Raw genomic sequence first — 23,978 nt, forward strand, 5'->3', positions numbered from 1 at the left:
AAGGAAACCGACATGCAGGACGACATCGAGTTCCAGGTGCTGGTCAACGACGAGGGCCAGTACTCGCTCTGGCCGCTGACCAACGAGGTGCCCGCGGGCTGGCGTGCGGACGGCTTCCGCGGCGGCCGCCAGGAGTGCATGGACCACGTCGACGAGGTGTGGACCGACATGCGCCCGCTGAGCCTGCAGCGCCAGATGGCCGCCGACGCCTGAGTCTCCCGATCCCGGTCCACCCGAGCAGCTCGACCCACCCGGAAGGTTTCCCGCTAGTGCCCTCTCCTTCGGCATCCACCCAGTCCCTCCACCACATCCCGGCCCAGGACGGCCCCGCCGCTCTCGGGGACGACCGCTTGCGGCGGCTGCTCGCGGGCCTGGCCCGCAAGCACCGGGTCCCCGCGGCCCAGCTGGCGGTCCACGACGGCGGCCGGACGCGCTCCGTCGCCGTCGGTGACGTCACCGCCGCCTCGAAGTTCCCGGTCGGCTCCATCACGAAGGCGTTCACCGCCGCGCTGGCGATGCTGCTCGTCGCCGACGGCGACCTGGACCCCGGTGACGCGCTCGGGGACCACCTCGCCGACCTCGGCACCCAGGTCGGCAGACCGACGCTCGCGCAGGTCCTGAGCCACACCGGCGGTCTGCCCGCCGCGCTCGGTGCCGCGGAGAGCACCGGGTCGGCCCGCCGGTACCTGCGGGCGTGCCGCGACGCCGGGCTCGTCCAGCCGCCCGGGCTGGGCTTCTCCTACTCCAACGTCGGGTACGTGCTCACCGGCTACGTGGTCGAGGCCATCACCGGCATGAGCTGGTGGGAGGCGGTGGACACGCTCCTGCTGGAGACGCTCGGGATCGTCCCGGCGTTCGTCGTCGAGCCGGGGGCCCGGCGCCGGGCCGGCACCCACGTCAGCGGGCACGCGGTGCACGCCGTCACCGGACGCGCCCGGCCGGTCGCGCAGACCCTGAGCGGCGTCGAGGCCGCCGCCGGCGCGCTCGCGCTCAGCGCCGACGACCTCGTCGTGTTCGGCCGGGCGTTCAGCGGGGGCGAGAGCCCGCTGCCGGCGGACCTGCTCGACCTGATGCGGCGTCCGGTGCCGGGGGCCGAACCCTTCGGCCTGGCCGACGGCTGGGGTCTCGGCCTCGCCGCCTACCGGGGCGCCGACGCGGACTGGACCGGCCACGACGGCACCGCCGACGGCACCTCGTGCCACCTGCGGGTGGACCCCGGGCACGACCGCGTCGTCGCGCTCACCACGAACGCGGGCGCCGGCTCGGCGCTGTGGGTCGACCTGGTCGCCGAACTGCGCGCCGCCGGGCTGCCGGTCGGCGACTACGAGCTGCCCGGCGACGGGGAGCGGGCCACCCGGCCGCCGGCCGACCTGTCCGGCAGCTACACCAACGGCGACCTGGAGTACCACGTCGACGTGCGCGCCGACGGCGGCGCGGTCCTGGTCGTCGACGGCGAGGTCTACCCGGAGCTGGCGGTGCTCGACAACGGGGCGTTCTCGGTGCGGGAGCCCGGCACCGGCCGCCGGATCGTCGGGGGCCGCTTCCTGACCGATCCGGCCACCGGGACCGTCAGCGCCATGCAGGCCGGGGGCCGGGTCGCCCGCCGGCGCCGCAAGGCGTCCTGACCCGCCTCGCCCGACCGCCCCGGATCACCCCGAAAAGTGCTGTGAGGAAAGCGAACCATGACCACCTCGAGGAAGAGCCGCATCGACGCGCTGCCCGCCGACCTGCGCGAGACGCTCAAGCGCCGGCTGGCCGGGCGGGCGGAGCGCACCGACGTCATCGGCCGGGCCCCGCGCGAGGACGACCTGCCGCTGTCGTTCGCCCAGCAGCGCCTGTGGTTCCTCGACGAGTTCCGGCCGGGGGACGCCGAGTACAACAGCGCGGTCGGGCTGCGGCTCACCGGGGCGCTCGACACCGCCGCGCTCACCGGCGCGCTCGGGGAACTGGTGGCGCGCCACGAATCCCTGCGCACCACCATCGACGACACCGGCGGCACGCCGGTGCAGGTCATCCACCCGGCCCCGGAGGTCCCGGTGCGGACGGTCGACCTGACGGCCGATCCCGCGCTGCGGCCCGCCGACCTCGACGAGGTGCTGGGCGCCGAGTACGCCCGGCCGTTCGACCTGCGCCGCGGCCCGCTGGTCCGGCTGCTGCTGGTGCGCGTCGCGGCGGAGCACCACGTCCTGCTGCTCACCGCCCACCACGTCGTCACCGACGGCGAGTCGATGGGCATCCTGGTCGGCGAGCTCGGGGTCCTGTACGCGGCCGCCGTGCGCGGCGAACCCGCGGACCTGCCCGAGCCGGCGATCCAGTACGCCGATTTCGCGGTGTGGCAACGGAACCGGCTCGCCGGCCCGGCCCTGGACCGGCACCTCGCCTACTGGACCACCCAGCTGGCCGGCGTCGAACCCCTCGACCTGCCGGCCGACCGGCCGCGGCCCGCCGTGCGCACGACCGCGGGCGCGCTGCACGGCTTCCGCGTCCCGGCCGACGTCACCGCCGCGCTCGCCGACCTGGCCCGGGCCCACGACACGACGCTCTACACCGTGCTCGTCGCGGCCTGCCAGGTGCTGTTCGCCCGGTACACCGGCCGCGACGACATCGCGCTCGGCACCGTCGTCTCCGGGCGGGGCCGCCCCGAACTCGAGCGCACGGTCGGATTCTTCGTCGACACCGTCGTCGTCCGGTCCACAGTGGACTCCGCCGCACCGTTCGAGGCGTTCCTCGGCGCCGTCCGCACGACGGTGCTGGAGTCCTTCGACCACGCCGAAGCGCCGTTCGAGAAGCTCGTCGAAGCGCTGAAGATCGAGCGTGACCCCAGCCGCAACCCGTTGTTCGACGCCATGGTGCTGCTGCACGGGCGCCCCGGCGGGCAGCCGGACTTCGGCGGGCTCACCGTCGAACCGGTCGAGGTGGCCCGGCGCGCGGCCAACTTCGACCTCACCGTCGAGTTCCAGCAGGCCGACGCCGGCCTCGAAGGATCGCTGGAGTACAACACCGACCTGTTCGACCAGCGGACCGCCGCCGCGCTGGCCGAGCACCTCACCGTGCTGCTGACCGGCATCGCCGCCGACGCCGCCCGCCCGGTCGGCGCGCTGCCGCTGCTGACCGGCGCCGAGCGGCGGCGCCTCGCCGAGTGGAACGACACCGGCCGGGACGTTCCCGCGGCCACCCTCACCGAGCTGTTCGAGTCCCAGGCCCGCCGCATCCCGGACGAGACCGCGCTGGTCGCCGGGGCCACCACGCTGAGCTTCGCCGAGCTGAACGACCGCGCCAACCGGCTCGCCCGGCACCTCGTGGCGTTGGGCGCGGGCCCGGAACGGGTCGTTGCGCTCGCCCTGCCGCGCACGGCCGACGCGATCGTCGCGCTGCTCGCGGTGCTGAAGGCCGGCGCGGTGTACCTGCCGATCGACCCGGCCCTGCCCGCCGACCGGATCGAGCTGCTGCTGAGCGACGCGCACGCCACCCTGGTCGTCACCCACGCCGGCGACGAGACCACGCCCGGCGCCGGGCTCGTCCTCGGCACGCCGGAGACCACCGCTGCGGTGAACCAGTACCCGGGCACCGACCTGACCGACGCCGACCGCGTCGCCCCGCTGCGGCCCGCCAACACCGCCTACGTCATCTACACCTCCGGCTCCACCGGCCGGCCGAAGGGCGTGGCGGTGCCGCACCGCAACCTCACCAACCTGCTGGTCAACCACCGCCACGACTTCGCCGCACCGGGGCAACGGCTGCGCGTCGCGCTGACCGCGACGCTCTCCTTCGACACCTCGCTGGAAGGCCCGGTGCTCATGGCCGACGGCCACGAGCTGCACCTCCTCGGCGACGACGTCCGGCTGGACGCGCACGCCCTCGTGGACCACATCGCCGAGCACCGGATCGACTTCCTCGACCTGACGCCCACCTACCTGCGCCGGCTCGTGCCCGCCGGGCTGCTGACCGACCCGCGGCACCGCCCGAAGATCCTGATGCTCGGCGGCGAGGCCCTCGACGAGACGCTCTGGCGCGCGCTGGCCGACGCCGAAGTCACGGTGGCGCACAACTTCTACGGCCCGACCGAGTACACAGTGGACGCCGTGTCGGGCCGGGTCGGCGCGACCGCCCGGCCGGTCCTCGGCCGCCCGCTCGCCAACACCCGGGCGCACGTCCTCGACGAAGAGCTCCGGCCGGTGCCCATCGGCGTGGCGGGCGAACTCTGCCTGGCCGGGGCGCAGCTCGCGCGCGGTTACCTCGGCCGGCCGGGCCGGACCGCCGGCAGCTTCGTCGCGAACCCCTTCGGCGCGCCCGGCGAGCGGATGTACCGCACCGGCGACCGCGTCCGCTGGACGGCGGACGGACAGCTGGAGTACCTGGGCCGCCTCGACGACCAGGTCAAGATCCGCGGCTTCCGCGTCGAACCCGGCGAGGTCGAGGCCGCGCTGCTGCGCCTGCCCGACGTCTCCGCCGCCGTGGTCGTCGCCCACCGCGGCGACGACGGGCACGCCCGGCTGGTGGCCTACGTCGTCGCGGCCGGCTTGGCCGCACCGTCGTCAGCCGACCTGCGCCAGGCCCTGCGGGCCACCCTGCCCGACTACCTGGTGCCCTCGGCGTACGTCCCGATCGACGCCGTTCCCGTGACCCCGCAAGGGAAGGTCGACCGCCGGGCCCTCCCGGCACCCGGCGTCCCGGAAGACGGCGACCAGGCCTACGTCGCGGCGCGGACCGCCGTCGAGCACCAGCTGGTGGCCATCTGGGCCGAGGTGCTCGGCAACGACCGCGTCGGGGTGGAGGACAACTTCTTCGGCCTCGGCGGCGACTCGATCCTGAGCATCCAGGTCGTCGCCCAGGCGCGTCAAGCCGGGCTGCGGCTGACTTCGCGCGACATCTTCCTGCACCAGACCATCGCCGGTCTCGCGACCGTGGTGCAGACCGCCGCGGCGCTCGCTCCGGACGTGACGGCGCCGATCACCGGACCCGCGCCGCTGACGCCGATCCAGCACTGGTTCTTCGGCACCCACGGCCCGCTGGCCCACTTCACGATGTCGCAGCTGCTCGAACTGCCCGCCGACGTCGACCACGACGCCCTGCGGACCGCGGTCGACGCCGTTGCCGCCCACCACGAGGCCCTGCGGACCCGGTTCTTCCACCTCGACGGCGAGTGGCGGCAGGAAGTCGTGCCGACGCCGCCGACCGGGGTGCTGTGGAGCCGCGACCTGTCCTCGCTCGGCGAAGCCGGGCAGCGCGCGGGCATCGAGGCCGCGGCGGGCCAGGTGCGCGCCGGGCTGGACCTGACGACCGGCGTGGTCGCCGGAGCCGTGCTGCTGGTGCGCGGCACCCGGCCGCCGCTGCTGTTCCTGGCCGTGCACCACCTCGTGGTCGACGGCGTGTCGCTGCGGGTGCTGCTCGCCGACCTCGACACCGCCTACCACCAGGCCCGCGCCGGTGCCGCCGTCCGGCTGCCGGCCGCGGGCACGACGTTCACCCGGTGGGCGCACCTGCTGCGCGAGCACGTCCGCTCCGGTGCCTTCGACGGCGACGTCGAGCACTGGACCCGGGTGGCGGGTCGCGTCCCGACGGCCCTGCCGGTCGACCACGACGGCGCCGGCACCACCGGCTCCGCGCGGACGCTGACCGTGGCCCTCGGCGCCGACGACACTGACGCCCTGCTGCACCGGGTCCCCGCGGCCTACCGGACGCAGGTCAACGACGTGCTGCTGAGCGCGCTCGGCCGGGCCCTGGCCGACCGGACCACGCAGGACGGCGTCCTGATCGCGCTGGAGGGCCACGGCCGGGAGGACGTCCTCGACGGCGTCGACCTCTCCCGCACGGTCGGCTGGTTCACCACGCAGTTCCCGGTGGCGCTCGACCTGCCACCGGCGGGGGACTGGGGCGCCACCCTGAAGGCGGTCAAGGAGCAGCTGCGGGCCGTCCCGCGCCGCGGCCTCAGCTACGAGGCGCTGCGCCACCTCGGCGATCCCGGGCACGCCCTGCAGACGTTCCCGCTGCCCCAGATCTGCTTCAACTACCACGGCCGCTGGGACGGCGGAGGCGGCGGCGAAGGGCTCCTCCGCGGCCGGCTCGACGGCACGGGCGCGGACATCGCGCCGGACGAGGCGACCACCTACCAGCTGGACGTCACCGGTGTCGTCGACGGCGGCGAGCTGTCGCTGACGTGGAGCTACTCCGAGCAGGTCAACGACCGGGAAACGGTGGCGGAGCTGGCCGAGGCGATGCTGGCGGGGCTGCGCGAGATCGTCGCGCACTGCGCGGCGCCCGGCGCCGGCGGCCGCACGCCGTCCGACTTCCCGCTCGCCCGCCTCGATCAATCCACTGTGGACAGGATTGCCGGCGACGGCCACGACGTCGAGGACGTCTACCCGCTCACGCCGCTGCAGGCGGGCATGCTCTTCCACAGCCTGCTCGACCCCACCGCCGACGCCTACGTCGACCAGGCCCGGATGCTGCTCGACGGCGTCCGCGACCCGGAGGCGTTCGCGCGGGCCTGGCAGCAGGTGGCCGACCGGACCCCGGTGCTGCGCACCCAGCTGGTCTGGGACGGCGTCGAGGAACCCCTGCAGGTGGTGCGCCGCCGCGCGGTCGTGCCGATCACCCGCCACGACTGGCGCGGCCTGACCGAGGCCGAGCAGGCCGCCGAGCTGGACCGGCTCTCGGCCGAGGACGCCGCCGCCGGGATGGACCTGGCTGCCGCGCCGCTGATGCGGCTGGGCATCATCGCGCTGAGCCACGACCGGGTGCTGCTGATGTGGACGTCGCACCACATCGTGCTCGACGGCTGGAGCCTGGCCCAGATCTTCACCGAGGTGGTCGAGCAGTACGCCGCGATCACCGGGAGCCGCGTCCCGCGCGTGCCGGCCCACCGCCCGTTCCGCGACTACCTCGCCTGGCTGGCCGCACAGGACGTCACCGCGGCCGAAGAGCACTGGCGCGAGGTGCTGGCCGGCTTCGCCACGCCGACGCCGCTGCCCTGGGACCGGTCACCGGCCCACGCGCACCGGACGCGGACCGCGCAGCCGGTGCGCGGTTCCCTCACCGCCGGGGACACCGCCCGCCTGCGGGACGTCGCCCGGCGCCACGGCCTGACCGTCAACACTATCGTGCAGGGCGCGTGGGCGCTGCTACTGGCCCACCAGAGCGGCGAGGACGACGTCGTGTTCGGCACGACCGTCTCCGGCCGGCCCGACGACCTGCCCGGCGTCGAGACCATGATCGGGATGTTCATCAACACCATCCCGACGCGCACCCGGATCGACCGCGGCGAACCGGTGCTGCCGTGGCTGCGGCGACTCCAGGACGAGCAGAACCGCGCGCGGCGCTTCGACTTCGTCGCCCTCGGGCGGCTGCGCTCGCTCAGCGACGTCCCGGCCGGGCAGAACCTGTTCGACAGCATGGTCGCGTTCGAGAACTACCCGTTCGACGAACACGCCGCCGCCCGCGCCGGCGTCACCCTGCGCGAGGTGACCGCGCTCGACGCCACCACTTTCCCGATCACCTTGCGCGCCTACGCCGGCGAGCACCTGGGCTTCGAACTGGCCACCGACCCGGCGTTGTTCGACACGGCCACCGCCGAGGCGCTGGCCGCCCGGCTGGAGACCCTGCTGCTGGCGCTCGCCGAGAACCCGGACCGCACGATCGCCCGGCTGCCGTGGCTCTCGGCCGCCGACCGGGCGCAGCTCGCCGACGTCCCCGCCCCGGCGTCGCTGCCCGCACCGACCATCACGGACCTCTTCGCCGCTCAGGTGGCCGCGACCCCGGACGCGATCGCGCTCACCGGCGAGGGCACTTCGCTGTCCTACGCCGAACTCAACCGCTGCGCGAACCGGCTGGCGCACCGGCTGATCGCGCTCGGCGCCGGGCCCGAGCGGTACGTCGCCCTGCGCTTGCCGCGCTCGCCGGAGCAGGTCGTCGCGATCCTCGCCGTGCTCAAGGCCGGGGCCGCCTACCTGCCGATCGACCCGGCCACGCCGGACGAGCGCGTCGAGCGGATGCTCGCCGACACCGCCCCCGTCGCCGTCCTCACCCCCGAAGACGTCGACGCGACCGGCCCCGACACCGACCCGCCGCCGCGGTGCGCGCCCGGCCACCCCGCCTACGTCATCTACACCTCCGGCTCGACCGGGCAGCCCAAGGGCGTGGTGATCCCGCACCGCAACGTCACGCGGCTGTTCGCCGCGACCGCCGGCCGGTTCGGCTTCGGCGCGGACGACGTGTGGACGCTGTTCCACTCCTACGCCTTCGACTTCTCCGTCTGGGAGATCTGGGGGCCGCTGCTGCACGGCGGCCGGCTCGTCGTGGTGCCGCACGCCGTTTCCCGGTCGCCGCGGGAGTTCCTGCGCCTGCTGGCCGACGAAGGCGTCACCGTGCTCAACCAGACGCCGTCGGCGTTCTACCAGCTCTGCCGCGCCGACGAGGACGATCCCGAAACCGGCGCCCGGCTGGCGCTGCGGCACGTGATCTTCGGCGGGGAGGCGCTCGACACGCGCCGGCTGGCCGGCTGGTTCCGCCGCCACGGGAACACCCCGCGGCTGGTGAACATGTACGGCATCACCGAGACCACCGTCCACGTCACCCACCACGACCTGGTGTCCGACGCTCCCGGTCTCGTCGGTGAGGTCCTGCCCGACCTGCGCGGCTACGTTCTCGACGCCGACCTGAACCCCGTGCCCGCGGGCGTGCCGGGCGAACTGCACGTCGCCGGGGCCGGCCTGGCCCGCGGCTACCTCGGCCGTCCCGGGCTGACCGCCGCCCGGTTCGTCGCCGACCCCTTCGGCGCGCCCGGCTCGCGGATGTACCGGTCCGGGGACCTGGTGTCCCGCACCGGCGGCGGCGCCCTGCGCTACCGCGGCCGCGCCGACGAGCAGGTCAAGATCCGCGGCTTCCGCATCGAACCGGGCGAGATCGAGGCCACCCTGCTCGCCCTGCCGGAGGTCGGCTCGGCGGCTGTCCTCGCCCGCGAGGACGAGCCCGGCCGCAAGCGGCTCGTCGCCTACGTCGTCGCGGCCGACCCGCACGACCCGCCCGCCGCGGCCCTGCTGCGCGAGCGGCTGGCCCGGTCGCTGCCCGAGTACATGGTGCCGTCGGCGTTCGTCACGGTCGACGCGATGCCGTTGACGCGCAACGGAAAGCTCGACCACCGCGCGTTGCCGGCCCCGGCCGCCGCCGGCCCGGCGGGCGCGGAGTTCGTCGAGCCGCGCACCGACGCCGAACGCACGGTCGCCGCGGTCCTGGCCGCCACCCTCGGCCTGGACCGCGTCGGCGCCCAGGACAGCTTCTTCGAGCTCGGCGGGGATTCCATCCTCAGCATCCGGCTGGCCTCCGCGCTGCGCGACGCCCTCGGCGTCGACGTCTCCCCGCGCAGCGTGTTCGACACCCCGACCGTCGAAGGGCTCGCGGCGAGCCTGGCCACCACGCCGGTCACCATCGCGGCGATCCCCCCGGTGACCCGCGAGCACGACCTGCCGCTGTCGTTCGCCCAGCAGCGGCTGTGGTTCCTCGAGGAGTTCGCCCCGGGCAGTACCGACCACGTCACCGTCTTCGGCGTGCGGCTGCGCGGCGACCTGCGGGCCGACGCCCTCGCCGCGGCCTTGAACACCCTGATCGCCCGCCACGAGTCCCTGCGCACCACGTTCGGCGTCACCGACGGCAAGCCCCGCCAGATCGTCGGCGAGCCGTGGGAACCGGCGCTGCCGGTCACCGACCTCTCCGACGACCCCGGCGACCTGCGACGGCTGCTCGCCGACGACCTCGCCCGGCCGTTCGACCTGACCCGCGGCCCGCTGCTGCGGGCCCGGCTCGCCCGCGTCGCCCCGGACGACCACGCCCTCGTCCTGTCCCTGCACCACATCGTCACCGACGGCTGGTCGATGGGCGTGCTCGTCGGCGAACTCGCCGCCCTCTACGGCAACGAGCACCCGGAGCTGCCCGCGTTGCCGATCCAGTACGCGGACTTCGCCGCGTGGCAACGGGAACTGCCCGTCGAGGATCAGCTCGGCTTCTGGCGCCGGCAGCTCGACGGCCTGCGCCCGCTCGACCTGCCTGCCGACCGCCCCCGGCCGGTGACCCGGACGTCGCACGGCGCCGAGCACGAGTTCGCCCTCGGCGCCGAACCGCTCGCCGGCCTGCGCCGGCTGGCCGCCGACCGCGACACGACCCTGTTCACGGCCCTGGCCGCGGCCTGCCAGCTGGTGCTGCGCCGCTGGTCCGGGCAGGACGACGTCGCCATCGGCACGATCACGTCCGGCCGTGACCACCCCGAGGTGCAGCACCTCGTCGGGATGTTCGTCAACACCGTCGTGCTGCGATCGCGCCTCGACGGGCGCCAGGACTTCGGCGAGCTGCTGACCACCGTCCGCCGGACCGTCCTGGACGCGTTCGCCCACCAGGACGTGCCGTTCGAGCGGATCGTGGACGAGCTGAGCCCCGAGCGCGACACCAGCCGCACGCCGCTGTTCGAGGTGCTGGTGACCCTGCAGAACGCGGGCAACCGGCTGCCCGCCCTCGCCGGGCTCGCCGCGAGCGACCTCGAACTGCCGATGACGACCGCCGGGTTCGACCTCAGCATCGAGTTCGAAGAACGCCCCGATGGCCTGCGCGGCCTGCTGAACTACAGCACCGATCTGTTCGACGCGGCCACGATGGGACGCTTCGCCGAGCACCTGACGGTGCTGCTCACCGCCGTCGCGGCCGATCCCACGCGGCCCGTCGACGCGCTGCCGCTGCTGCCCGCGGCCGAGCACGACCTGGTCGTCGAGACCTGGAACGCCACCGACCGCCCGGCGCCCGGCGGCACCGTGACCGAGCTGTTCGAGGCGCAGGCCGCGCGCACCCCGCACGCGACCGCGCTGGTCTGCGGCGACACCGCGCTGACCTTCGCCGAGCTGAACGCCCGCGCGAACCGGCTCGCCCGCGATCTCGCCGGCCGCGGCGCGGGCCCGGAGCGGTTCGTGGCCGTTTCCCTGCCCCGGTCCGCCGATCTCGTCGTCACCATCCTGGCCGTGCTCAAGGCCGGGGCCGTCCTCCTGTACCTGGACCCCGAACTGCCCGCGCGACGCCGGGACGCGCTGCTCGCCGACACCCGCCCGGTGCTCGTGGTCACCGAACCGATCTCCGTCTCCGACTCGGTGTCCGATGTGGACCTTTCCGACGCTGACCGCCGCGAACTGCTGTCGCTCGATCACGCGGCCTACACGATCTACACCTCCGGCTCGACCGGCGTGCCCAAGGGCGTCGTCGTCAGCCACCGCGCGCTGGCCAACCTGGCCCTCGACCACGCGGAGCAGTTCACCGCCGCGGCCGGGAAGGACCGCCTGCGAGTGGCGCTGACCGCCGCGTTCTCCTTCGACGCGTCGTGGGAAGCGCTGCTGCTGATGCTGACGGCCGGGCACGAGCTGCACGTGATCGACGGCGACACCCGCCTCGACCCCGCTCTGCTCGCCGAATACGTCGCCGATCACGGGATCGACCTGGTCAACTCGACGCCGTCGTTCGCCCGGCACCTGCTCGACGCGAGCCGACACCGGCCGTCGGTGCTGCTGCTGGGCGGGGAGGCCGTCGGGGACGCGCTGTGGCGCGAACTCGGCGCGAGCGACGGCGTCACGGCGTTCAACATCTACGGCCCGACCGAATGCACGGTCGACGCGACCCTCGTCCGGATCGACGCGACCGCGCGGGAGGTGATCGGCCGCCCGGTCGGGAACGTGCGGACCTACGTCCTCGACGAGCGGCTGCGCCCGGCGCCGATCGGCGTCCCCGGCGAACTGCACCTGGCCGGCGCCCAGCTCGCCCGCGGGTACCTCAACCGGCCCGGAACGACCGCGGAGAAGTTCCTGCCGAACCCGTTCGGCCCGCCCGGCAACCGGATGTACGCCACCGGCGACCGCGTCCGCTGGACCCGCGACGGGCACCTGGAGTACCTCGGCCGCGCCGACGACCAGGTCAAGATCCGCGGCTTCCGGATCGAGCCCGGCGAGGTCGAAGCGGCCCTGCGCGCCCTGCCCGAGGTCGCCGACGCGGTGGTCGTCGCGCGCCGCGACGACGGCCACGCGCGGCTCGTCGCCTACGTCGTCACGAAGGACGACCCGGGTGACCTGCGGACCCGGCTGAAGGCGACCCTGCCCGACCACCTGGTGCCCACGGTGTTCGTCCCGCTCGACCGGCTGCCCCTGGCGGCCAGCGGCAAGGTCGACCGCGGTGCGCTGCCCGCTCCCGCGCCGCTCGTGGCCCCGGCCGCCGGCCGGACCGCGCCGCGCACGCCGGCCGAGCGGCTGCTGGCGTCGATCTGGGCCGACGTCCTCGGCGTCGAGCAGCCGGGGGTGACGGACAACTTCTTCGCGCTGGGCGGGGATTCCATCCTGAGCATCCAGGTCGTCTCCCGGGCCCGGCAGCACGGCCTGCGCCTGACGTCCAAGGACGTCTTCCGCCACCAGAACATCGCCGAGCTGGCGCTAATCGCCGGCACGGACGTGGCCGACGGTCCCGAGGCGGCGTTCACCGGCGCGGCCCCGCTCACGCCGATCCAGCAGTGGTTCTTCGACACCGGCCACGACCGGTTCACGATGTCCACAGTGGCCGAACTCGATCCCGACGTGGACGTCCCGGCCCTCAGCACCGCCCTGGCCGCGGTGCTGTCGCGCCACGACGCGCTGCGCACCCGGTTCACCCGCACCGGCGACAGCTGGCAGCAGGAATTCCGTGCCGACGCGGAGATCCCGGCGCTGCGGCAGGTCGACTTGTCCACTGTGGAGGGAGACGTCGACGCGGCGATGCGCACCGCCGCGGCCGAAGCCCGCGCGACCCTGCGCGTCGGGGACGGCCCGCTCGTCGCGGCCGTGTTGTTCACCTTCGGCCCGGCGCGGCCGCCGTCCCTGCTGGTGACCATTCACCACTTGGTCGTCGACGGCGTCTCGTGGCGGATCCTGCTCGCCGACACCGAAACCGCGTACCGCCAGGTCCTCGCGGGCCGGCCGGTCGACCTCGGGCCGGGGACGACCAGCTATTTCCGCTGGGCGGACCGCCTCGCCGCCCACGTCCGCGACGGCGGGCTCGACGCCGAACTGCCGTATTGGACCGGGGTGCTCACCGGCCCGGCCGCGGACCTGCCGGTCGACGCGGTGGGGGAGCCCTCCGGCGCTCGCACGGTCACCGTCGGCCTGGACGCCGCCACCACCGACGCCCTGCTGCACCAGGTCCCCGACGTCTACCGCACGCAGGTCAACGACGTCCTGCTCAGCGCGCTGGGCCGGGTCCTGGCCCGGTGGACCGGGCGCGAGCGGGTGCTCGTCGCGCTGGAAGGACACGGCCGCGAGGAGATCTTCGACGACCTCGACCTGTCCCGCACGGTCGGCTGGTTCACCGCCGAGTTCCCGGTCGCGCTCACGCTGCCCGACACGGAGGACTGGGGACCGACGCTCAAGGCGGTCAAGGAGCAGCTGCGGGCCGTGCCCGGCAAGGGCCTCGGTTACGGCGCGCTGAGCCGTCTCGTACCCGACTCGCCCCTGCGCGAGCGCCGCACCCCGCAGATCTCGCTGAACTACCTCGGGCAGTGGACCGCCGCCGGTGACGACGGCGGCCTTTACCGCGGCTTCGGCGGCGACCTGGGCGACGACGAAGACGCCCGGCCGCGCAGTTATCTGCTCGACGTCGTCGGCATCGTCGACGACGGCCGGCTCGAGCTGGCCTGGACGTATTCCCCCGGCGTGCACCACGAAAGCACCGTCCGGCGCCTCGCCGAGCAGCTCACCGAGGCGCTGCGCGAGATCGTCGCGCACTGCGCCACTCCCGAGGCCGGCGGCCGCACGCCCGCGGACTTCCCGCTCGCCCGGCTGAGCCAGCGCGAGCTGGACGTCGTGGCCGGTGACGGCCGGGGCGTCGAGGACGTCTACCCGCTGACGCCGCTGCAGGCCGGCATGGTGTTCCACACGCTGTTCGACAGCGGCTCCCCGGCCTACTTCGAACAGGTCCGCGTGCGCCTCGCCGGGGTCGCCGACCCCGCCGGGCTCGCCGCGGCGTGGCAGCGGGTGCTCGACCGCACCCCGGTGCTGCGGACCCGGCTGGTCCTGACCGGCGTCGACGAGCCCGTCCAGGTGGTGGACCGCGCGGCCACGCTGCCGGTCACCCACCACGACCTGCGCCACCTCGACCCGGCGGCTCGCGAGAACGCCGTGCGGGACCTCCTGGAGGCCGACCGCGCCGTCCCGTTCGACCTGGCCCGCGCCCCGCTGACCCGGCTGGCGATCGCCGCGCTGCCCGGCGACGAGGTCGACCTCGTCTGGACGTCCCACCACGTCCTGCTCGACGGCTGGAGCTCGGCCCAGGTCTTCGCCGAGGCGTGCGAGCAGTACGCCTCCGCGGCCGCCGGCGCCCGGCCGGGCCTGGTCACCCGCCGCCCCTACCGCGACTACCTCGGCTGGCTGGCCGAGCGCGACCAAACCCGCGCCGACGAGTTCTGGCGCGCCACCCTGGCCGGCTTTGACGCCCCGACCGCGCTGCCCTACGACCGGCCGCCGGCCGAAGCCCACCGGTCCCGCTCGACCGACTCCGTCCGCACCGAGCTGGCGCCGGCCGCAACCCTGCGGCTGCGGGAGTTCGCCCGGACCCACGGCCTGACCGTCAACACCGTCGTGCAGGGCGCCTGGGCGCTGCTGCTGTCGCTGCTGTCGGGGGACCGGGACGTCGTGTTCGGCACCACCGTGTCCGGCCGCCCGGCCGACCTGGCCGGCGTCGAAACCATGATCGGCATGTTCATCAACACCATCCCCACCCGCGTCCGCCTCGACGGCACCCAGCCGGTCGCGGCGTGGCTGGGGGAGCTGCAGGAAGCGCAGAGCGAGGCTCGTGACCACGACTTCGTGTCGCTGGGCCGGCTGCGGCCGCTGAGCGACATCGCCGCCGGACAGAACCTGTTCGACAGCATGGTGGTCTTCGAGAACTACCCGATCAGCGAACCCGCCACCACGGGCGCGCCCCGGGTCGTCGAGGTCGCCTCGGCCGACGCCACCAACTTCCCGCTGTGCCTGCGCGCATCCCTCGACGAGGGCCTCGCGCTCGACCTCGCCTACGACCCGGCGCTGTTCGACGCCGGCTCGATCACGGCCATGACCGACCGGCTCGGCCTGCTGCTCGACGCCGTCACCGCCGATCCCGCCCGCCCGCTGGCGCGGCTGCCGTGGGTCGACGGCGCCGAACGCGCCCAGGTGCTCGCCGACGCCCACGGCCCGGGCGGCGCCGCGCCCGCCGCGACGGTGCCCGCGTTGTTCGCCGAGCAGGCCGGCCGCACCCCGGATGCGCCCGCGGTCGTCGCCGGCGGCCGGACCCTGACCTACACCGAGCTGGACGAACGGGCGAACCACCTGGTGCACCGGCTGATCGAGCTGGGCGTCGGTGCGGAGGACCGCGTCGGCCTGCTGCTCGAACCGTCGGCGGACCACGTCGTCGCCGAGCTGGCCGTGCTCAAGGCGGGGGCGGCCTACGTGCCGCTGGACACCCGGGCCCCGCACGAGCGGCTGCGGGCCGTGCTCGCCGAGGCCGCGGTGTCGGTCGTGGTTGCCGGGCCCACCTGGGTGACCACCACCGATGCTGTCCACAGTGGACCTATGCTGACGGTGGGCGAGCAGCGATCCCCGTCGGCGCCGGAGCGCACGGTGGATCCCAGCAACCTCGCCTACGTGATGTACACGTCGGGCTCGACCGGGACGCCGAAGGGCGTCGCGGTGTGCCACGGCGACATCACCGCGCTGGCCCAGGACGGCCGGTTCGCCGGTGGCGCCCACACCCGGGTGCTCGCCCACTCGCCGCTGGCCTTCGACGCGTCCACCTACGAACTGTGGGTCCCGCTGCTCTCCGGCGGCGCCGTGGTCCTGTCCGACGCCCCCGACCTGACCGTGGAATCGTTGCGGCGCGCGGTGTCCGCGCACGGCGTGACGGCGGCGTGGCTGACCGCGGGCCTGTTCCGGCTCCTCGCCCACGACGCGCCGGACGCCCTGCGCGGCCTGCGCGAGGTGTGGACCGGCGGCGACGTCGTCCCGCCCGCGGCCGTGCGTGCGGTCCAGGCCGCGTGCCCCGGCCTCGTCGTGGTCGACGGTTACGGCCCCACCGAGACCACCACGTTCGCCACGTCCTTCCGGGTGACCGGGAACGTGCCCGGCTCGATCCCCATCGGCCGCCCGCTCGACGGCGTCCGCGCCTACGTGCTGGACCGCGACCTGCGCCCGCTGCCGGCCGGTTCGCCGGGCGAGCTGTGCCTCGCCGGACCCGGCCTGGCGCGCGGCTACCTCGGCCGCCCGGGCCCGACCGCCGACCGGTTCGTCGCCGACCCGTTCGGCGCGCCGGGGAAGCGGATGTACCGCACCGGCGACGTCGTCCGCCGCGACGCCGACGGCGACCTGGTGTTCCTCGGCCGGTCCGACGACCAGGTCAAGCTGCGCGGCTTCCGGATCGAGCCCGCCGAAGTGGAAACCGTGCTGGCCGCCCACCCGGCGGTCGCGCAGGCGATCGCGACGGTCCACACGGACGCCGCCGGCACCCGCCGGCTGGTCGCCCACGTCGTCGCCGTACCGGGGCGTACCGCAGACCCCGACGAGCTGCGCGCCCACGCCGCCGAGACCCTGCCCGAGTACATGGTGCCCGCGGTCGTCCTCGTGCTGCCCGTCCTTCCGTTGAACCGCAACGGAAAGGTCGACCGCCGGGCGCTGCCCGCGCCGGACGGCCCGATCCCCGCCCAGCGGGCGTACGTCCCGCCCGCCACCGTGACCGAACAGACCGTCGCCGAAATCTGGCAGCGGCTGCTCGGCACCGAACGAGTCGGCGCGCAGGACAACTTCTTCGAGCTCGGCGGCGACTCGATCCTCAGCATCCGGCTCGTTTCGCGGCTGCTGGCCGAATTCGCCGTCTCGATGTCGCCGCGCGCGGTGTTCGCGCACCCGACGGTGGCCCGGCTCGCCGCGGCGATCGACACCGTCGGGGCCGCCCGCACCGCCGCCGACCCGATCCCCGCCGCGCCCCGCGACCAGGCGCCGCCGCAATCCTTCGCCCAGCAGCGGTTGTGGTTCCTCGACGAGTTCGAGCCCGGCGGCACCGAGTACGTCACGAGCACGGCCGTGCGCCTGCACGGCGACCTGGTCGTCGATGCGCTCGCCGAGGCCTTCACCGGCCTGGTGGCCCGGCACGAGCCGCTGCGCACCACGTTCGCTTCGGTCGACGGCCACGGCGTCCAGGTCGTGCACCCGCCGACCACGGTGCCGGTGCCCGTCACCGATCTGGGCGACCACCTCGCCGACACGCGGGAAGCGGCGCTGGCCGAGGTCCTGCGGGCCGACGGCGAGGAGCCGTTCGACCTGCGGGAAGGCCCGCTGCTGCGGGTCAAGCTGATCCGGCTGGCCCCGCGGGAGCACGTGCTCACCGTGACCGTGCACCACATCGTCACCGACGGCTGGTCCAACGGCCTGATCGCCGAGGAGATCGGCCTGCGCTACACCGCCGCGCTGCGAGGCGAGCCGGCGGAGCTGCCGCCGCTGCCCGTGCAGTACGCGGACTTCGCGGCCTGGCAACGCGGTCTGCTCGCCGAGCGGGTGCTCGCCGGCCAGGTCGCCTACTGGACCGAGCGCCTGCGTGACCTCACCCCGCTGGAGCTGCCTGCCGACCGGCCGCGGCCGCCGGTGCGCACCACCAGCGGCGCGACCCGGGAACTTCTCGTCCCGGCCGCGGTGACCGCCCGGCTCGAGCAGGTGAGCCGGCAGCGGGGGACCACCCTGTTCACCACCCTCGTCGCGGCCTGCCAGGTGCTGCTCGGCCGCTGGGCCGGGCAGGACGACGTCGCCGTCGGCACGGTCACCTCCGGCCGCGAGCGCGCCGAGCTGGAAAGCCTCGTCGGGTTCTTCGTCAACACCCTCGTCCTGCGGTCCCGGGTTCGCCCGGACCAGCCGTTCACGGACTTCCTCGACGAGGTCAGCGCCGGGGTCCGCGCGGCGTTCGACCACCAGGACCTGCCGTTCGACCGCGTCGTCGACGCCGTCCAGCCCGGCCGCGACCCCAGCCGCACGCCGCTGTTCCAGGCGATGGTCGTGCTGCAGAACAGCCCGCGGGAACCGGCCCGGCTGCCCGGCCTCGAGGCCGAAGACGTCGCGCAGCCCGCGACCGCGGCGAACTTCGACCTCACCGTCGAGTTCCAGCCGGACCACGACGTGCTGCACGCGGCCCTGACCTACAACACCGACCTGTTCGACGCCGCCACGATCGACCGCCTCGCCGAGCACCTGAGCTTCCTGCTCGCCGGCATCGCCGAGAACCCGGCGCGGCCCTTGTCGAGGCTGCCGTTGCTGGGCGAGGACGAACGCCGCCGGCTGCTCGGCGCGTGGAACGACACCGGCCGCGCGGTGGCGCCCGGAACCCTGCCCGAACGCATCGAAGCCCGGGCCCGGCGGCACCCGGACGCAATCGCGGTCGTCTCCGCCGAGCACGGCACCCTCACCTACGCCGAACTCGACGTCCGCGCCGAGCGGCTGGCCCGGGTGCTCGCCGCGCGCGGCATCGGCCCGGAACGGATCGTCGCGCTGGCCCTGCCCCGGTCGGTCGACATCATCGTCGCGCAGCTCGCCGTCCTGAAGACGGGCGCGGCGTTCCTGCCGGTCGACCCGACCTACCCGCTCGAACGCATCACGTTCATGCTCACCGACGCCCACCCGGCGCTGGTGCTCACCCTCGACGCCCTCGCCCCGCCCGTGCCCGACGGCGTCCCGGTGCTCTCGCTCGACGACCCGGCCGCGTTCGCCGCGGACCCGGGAGCGAAACTCACCCCGCCGCGGCCGGGCAGTCCCGCCTACGTGATCTACACGTCCGGGTCGACCGGCCGCCCCAAGGGCGTGGTCGTCACCCACGCCGGGCTGACCGGCTTCGCCGACGCGGAGGCCGAGCACCTGCGCGTGACCGAAGGCGACCGGGTCATGGCGTACTCCTCGCCGAGCTTCGACGCCGCGGTGCTGGAGCTGTGCCTGGCCCTGCCTGCCGGCGCGGCGCTCGTCGTCGTCCCGCCCGGGCCGTTGCTGGGGGAGCCGCTCGCCGAATTCCTCACCACGCACGAAATCAGCCACACGCTGATCCCGCCCGCCGCGCTGGCGACCGTGCCCGAGGTGCCCCTGCCGCACCTGCGCACGCTCGTCGTGGGCGGCGACGCCTGCCCGGCGGAGCTGGTGGCCCGCTGGGCGCCCGGACGTCGGATGATCAACGCCTACGGCCCCACCGAGTCGACGGTCGTCGCGACGTGGAGCGAACCGCTCGTCCCAGGCGTGGCGCCCCCGATCGGCCGGCCGATCCCGAACACCCGCGTCTACGTCCTCGACGACGCGCTCACGCCGGTCCCGATCGGCGTCGCGGGTGAGCTGTACGTCGCGGGACCGAGCCTGGCCCGCGGCTACCTCGACCGCCCGGGCCTGACCGCGGACCGGTTCCCGGCCGACCCGTTCGGCGCGCCGGGGGAGCGGATGTACCGCACCGGCGACGTCGTTCGCTGGACCGCGGCCGGGCAGCTGGAGTTCACCGGCCGGGCCGACGACCAGGTCAAGGTCCGCGGCTTCCGGATCGAGCTGGGCGAGGTCGAGTCGGCGCTGCTGCGCCACCCGGGCGTCACCGCCGCCGTCGCGGCCGTGCAGCAGGACGAGTCCGGGCACAAGCGCCTGGTCGCCTGCTTCGTCGCGGCCTCGCCGGACGACCCGCCCGGCGCCGCCGACCTGCGCGAGTTCCTGGGCCGGTCGCTGCCAGGACACCTGGTGCCGTCGGCGTTCCTGCCGCTCGCCGCGCTCCCGCTCGGCCCGAGCGGCAAGGTCGACCGGCGGGCCCTGCCCGTGGTCACCGCGATGGCCGAGCCGGCCGCCCGCCACGTCGAGCCGGTGACGCCCGCCGAGCGCGTGCTCGCCGAGGTGTGGGCCCAGGTGCTGGGCCTGGACCGGGTCGGCACGGAGGACAACTTCTTCGAGCTGGGCGGCGACTCCATCCTGAGCATGCAGGTCGTGTCCCGGGCCCGGCAGGCCGGGCTGCGGCTGACCGCGAAGGACATGTTCCTGCACCAGACCATCGCGGCACTGGCCCCGCAGGCGACCGCGGTGTCCGAAGCGACCGAGCCCGACGGGCCGGTCGTCGGCCCGGTGCCGCTGACCCCGATCCAGGACTGGTTCTTCGCGACCAACACCGTGAACCCGCACCACTTCAACCAGTCCATGCTCGTCGACCTCGCCGACGGCTTCGACGCCGGCGCGCTCCGAGGCGCCCTGGCGGCGGTGTGGGCCCACCACGACGCCCTGCGGATGCGGTTCGAGCGGACCGCGGACGGCTGGCGGCAGCACAACGCCGGTCTCGACCCGGGACCCGAGCTGCGGCACCACGACCTGACCGCCGTCGCCGAGGCCGAACGCCCGGCCGCGCTGGAACGGATCGCCGACGCCGTCCACGCCGGTTTCGACCTGACCCGGGGCCCGCTGCTCGAAGCTGTCCTGGCCACCGCCGAACCGGGGTGGCGGCCGAAACTCTTCCTGGCGGCGCACCACGTCGTGGTCGACGCGGTCTCCTGGCGCATCCTGCTCGACGACCTCGACACCGCCTACCAGCAGGCGCTCCGGCGCGCCCCGATCGACCTCGGCCCGCGGACGACGTCGTTCCGGGACTGGTCGCACCGGCTCGCAGCACACGTCCGTGCCAGCGGGTTCGACGACGAAATCCCGTACTGGACAGGCCTTCCCGCCTCCGGCACGCTGCCGGTGGACCACGACGGCGGGAGCGCCGGGACCGATGAGGTCACCGTGGTCCTCGACGCCGAGGACACCAACGCCCTGCTGCGCTCGGCCCCCGCGGCGTACCGCACCCGCGTCAACGACGTCCTGCTGACGGCGCTGGCCTGGGCCCTGGCGCGGTGGACCGGCCGTGCGGACGTGTCGATCGCTCTGGAAGGCCACGGCCGCGAAGACGTCCTCGACGGCGTCGACCTGACCCGGACCGCCGGCTGGTTCACCACGCTCTACCCGGTGGCCTTGACCGTGGACGGTGGCGCGAACTGGCGGACCCTGGTCAAGTCCGTCCGCAAGCAGCTGCGGGCCGTACCGGGCAACGGTTTCGGCTACGGCGCTCTCCGCCATCTCGGCGCCCCGGACGTCCGGCGGAAGCTGGCCGAAACCGGCCCCCGGCCCGAGATCTCCTTCAACTACCTCGGCCAGTGGGACGGTTCGGGGGCCGGGACGGCTGCGGCGGAGAGCCTGTACGCCGCCCAGCACGGTTCCCTCGGCCACGACCACGACCCGGCCGAGCACCGCCCGTACCTGCTCGACCTGGTCGGCGCCGTCCAGGACGGCGAGCTGGTGTTCTCCCTGATCTACGCACCCGGTCGCCACGAGCGCCGGACCGTCGAAGCGGTCGCCGCCAACTTCGCCGGCGCCCTGCGGCAGATCGCGGCCGACAGCCGGGGCGGGCGCCGATGACCGCGCCGCCGCTGTCCCGGAACCGGGACTACCGCCTGCTGTGGGGCAGCCAGGCGCTGTCGGAAGCCGGCTTCGCCGCGTCGGTCATCGCGCTGCCGCTGCTGGTGCTCGCGGTGACCGGCTCGCCGGCGCTGTCCGGGCTGGTGCTCGGCGTGGACGCGATGGCCCAGCTGGTGGCCGGGCTGCCCGCCGGCGCGCTGGCCGACCGCTGGAACCGCAAGAAGCTCATGCTCGGCTGCGAGGCGGTGTATTCGCTGGCGGTGGCGAGCCTGGTCGTGACCGTCTGGCTGGACGTCGTGAGCATCCCCCAGCTGATCGCGGTCGCGGCGGTGATGGGCTGCTGCCGCTCGCTGTTCGGCCCGGCCGAAGGCGCGACGCTCGCCCGGATCGTGCCCGCGACCCAGCTGCCCAGCGCGGTGGCGATGAACTCGGCACGCGGCGCGCTCGGCCAGCTCTCGGGCACCGCGCTCGGCGGGTTCCTCTACGGCCTCGCGCGCGCCGTCCCGTTCGCCTTCGACGTGCTCGCCCACGCGATCTCGTTCGTCGCCCTGTGCTTCGTGCGGGCCCCGCGCCACGAGCCCGTGCCGCGCGGCGAAGGGCACCTGGGCCGAGAGATGGCCGAGGGCCTGCGCTGGGTGTGGGGGGAACGGCACGTGCGCGTCACCGTGCTGTGTGCGGTGAGCCTGAACTTCTTCTTCAGCGCCTACTACATCGTCGTCGTCGTCCTGGCGCGCGACCGCGGCATCACCTCGGGTGAGATCGGCGTGATGGCCGCGATGCTCGGCGTCGGCGGGGTCGCGGGCTCCCTGATCGCGCCCTGGCTGCAGCGCCGGCTCAGCCCGTACGTCTCGATCGTGAGCGTGTTCTGGGTGCTGACCCTGCTCACGCCGCTCGCGGCCGTCATCGACGACGGTTACCTGATGGGTGCCCTTTTCGTCGCCATGGCCCTGCTCCCGCCGACCGCGAACACGACGATCGGCACCTACCAGCTGCTGCTCACGCCCGACCGGCTGCGCGGGCGGTTGACCAGCGTGATGGGCGTGATCGGCGGGGTGTCGGCCGCGACCGGCCCGGCCTTCGGCGGCCTGGTGGTGCAGGCCGTCCCCGGCGGCGGCGCCGTCGTGCTGTGCACCGCCGGGATCGCCCTCGTGACCCTGGTCGTCACCTTCAACCCCACCCTGCGCCACTTCCCCCGCGCCGACGCCCTGCCCGCCGAACCCCAGCCGGTGGGCGGACGCCCCGCCGACGTGCCCCCCACCGACGAGAGGAAGCCATGACCACCCAGGAACCCGGCCTCGCCTTCGCTTTCGAAGACCTGCTGGTGCGTTCGGCCGAGCTGCGCGAACGCGGCGGCCCGGTGCACCACGACGAAGAGCGGGGCAGCTGGCGGGCGCTCGACCACCCGACCGTCTCGCGCGTGCTGTCCGACCCGGCCACGTTCTCCTCGGACTTCAGCGGCCTCACCCCGGTCCAGGAGGACTTCGAGACCTTCCGCAGGGGCAACTTCGTCGGGATGGACCCGCCGGACCACCGCAAGCTGCGGACCCTGGTCACCCAGGCGTTCACCCCGCGCGTGGTGGCCGGGCTCGAACCCCGGATCCAGGCCATCACGCACGAACTGCTCGACGAAGTCGCCGGCGCGTCCCGGATCGACCTCGTCGACGCGCTCGCCTACCCGCTCCCCATCATCGTGATCGCCGAGCTGCTGGGCATCCCGGTCGCCGACCGGCCGCTGTTCACCCGGTGGGCGCAGGTGCTGTTCGGCGGGGACCAGCTGGGGGAGTCGGCCGACATGGACGACATCCAGCGCGCGCTCGACGCGATCGCCCCGACGATCCGCGAGATGAACGCCTACATCCTCGACCACATCCGGCAGCACCGCGCCCACCCCGGAGACGGTCTCACCAGCCGGCTCGTCCAGGCGGAGTTCAACGGCGAGCGTCTGGAGGACCAGGAGATCGTCGGGTTCGTGGCGCTGCTGCTGGTCGCCGGGCACATCACGACGACCGCACTGCTGGGCAACGCCGTGGTCAGCCTCGACCGGAACCCGCATGCCGCGGCCGCGCTGCGAGCCGATCCGGCCGGCCTGCCGACCACGCTGGAAGAGGTGCTGCGGATGCTGCCGCCGTTCCCCGAACTCGGCCGGCGCACGACCTCGGACGTCGAACTGGGCGGCCGGATCATCCCGGCGAACTCGATCGTGATGGCCGACGTGGCCGCGGCCAACCGCGACCCCGCGAGCTTCGATCGCCCCGGCGAGTTCGACGCGCGCCGCAGCCCGAACCCGCACCTCACCTTCGGGCACGGGATCCACTTCTGCTTCGGCGCCCCGCTCGCCCGGTTGGAGGGCCGGGTGGCGTTCGAAGTCCTCTTCGAGCGCTACCGCGACCTCGCCGTCGCGTCCGACGATCAGGTCGAGTTCCAGAATCCGGCGGTGATCGTCAGCGTGAAACGTCTTCCGCTCGACGTCGAAACCACTTGAGCGGCGTCATCGGCCAAGAGATTTCCGGCCGCAACTTG

General features: G+C 74.4%; 5 protein-coding genes. All 5 read left to right on the forward strand.

What is annotated here, in order from left to right; genetic code table 11:
• Positions 1-12: 12 nt before the first annotated feature.
• Genes MUY22_RS31370 through MUY22_RS31390 form a run of 5 tightly spaced genes read left to right on the forward strand, consistent with a single transcriptional unit; the run spans position 13 to position 23,940 of the window.
• Positions 13-213, forward strand: a complete 201-nt coding sequence (locus tag MUY22_RS31370; RefSeq protein ID WP_247050600.1) for an MbtH family NRPS accessory protein — start codon at positions 13-15, stop codon at positions 211-213.
• A gap of 56 nt (positions 214-269) precedes the next feature.
• On the forward strand, positions 270-1,625 hold the full coding sequence (locus MUY22_RS31375) for a serine hydrolase (protein WP_247050602.1): 1,356 nt from the start codon (positions 270-272) through the stop codon (positions 1,623-1,625).
• A gap of 57 nt (positions 1,626-1,682) precedes the next feature.
• On the forward strand, positions 1,683-21,458 hold the full coding sequence (locus MUY22_RS31380) for a non-ribosomal peptide synthase/polyketide synthase (RefSeq protein ID WP_247050604.1): 19,776 nt from the start codon (positions 1,683-1,685) through the stop codon (positions 21,456-21,458).
• Positions 21,455-22,735 (forward strand): MFS transporter, encoded by a 1,281-nt coding sequence (locus tag MUY22_RS31385; RefSeq protein WP_247050606.1) that lies wholly within the window; start codon positions 21,455-21,457, stop codon positions 22,733-22,735. Before MUY22_RS31380 ends, MUY22_RS31385 begins: the two co-directional genes overlap by 4 nt.
• Complete coding sequence (locus tag MUY22_RS31390) at positions 22,732-23,940, forward strand: cytochrome P450 (protein WP_247050608.1); 1,209 nt, start codon at positions 22,732-22,734, stop codon at positions 23,938-23,940. The genes MUY22_RS31385 and MUY22_RS31390 overlap by 4 nt, the downstream gene beginning before the upstream one ends.
• The last annotated feature ends 38 nt before the right edge of the window (positions 23,941-23,978 follow it).

The sequence above is a fragment of the Amycolatopsis sp. WQ 127309 genome (assembly GCF_023023025.1).
In the GTDB taxonomy this organism is placed as follows: Bacteria; Actinomycetota; Actinomycetes; order Mycobacteriales; family Pseudonocardiaceae; genus Amycolatopsis.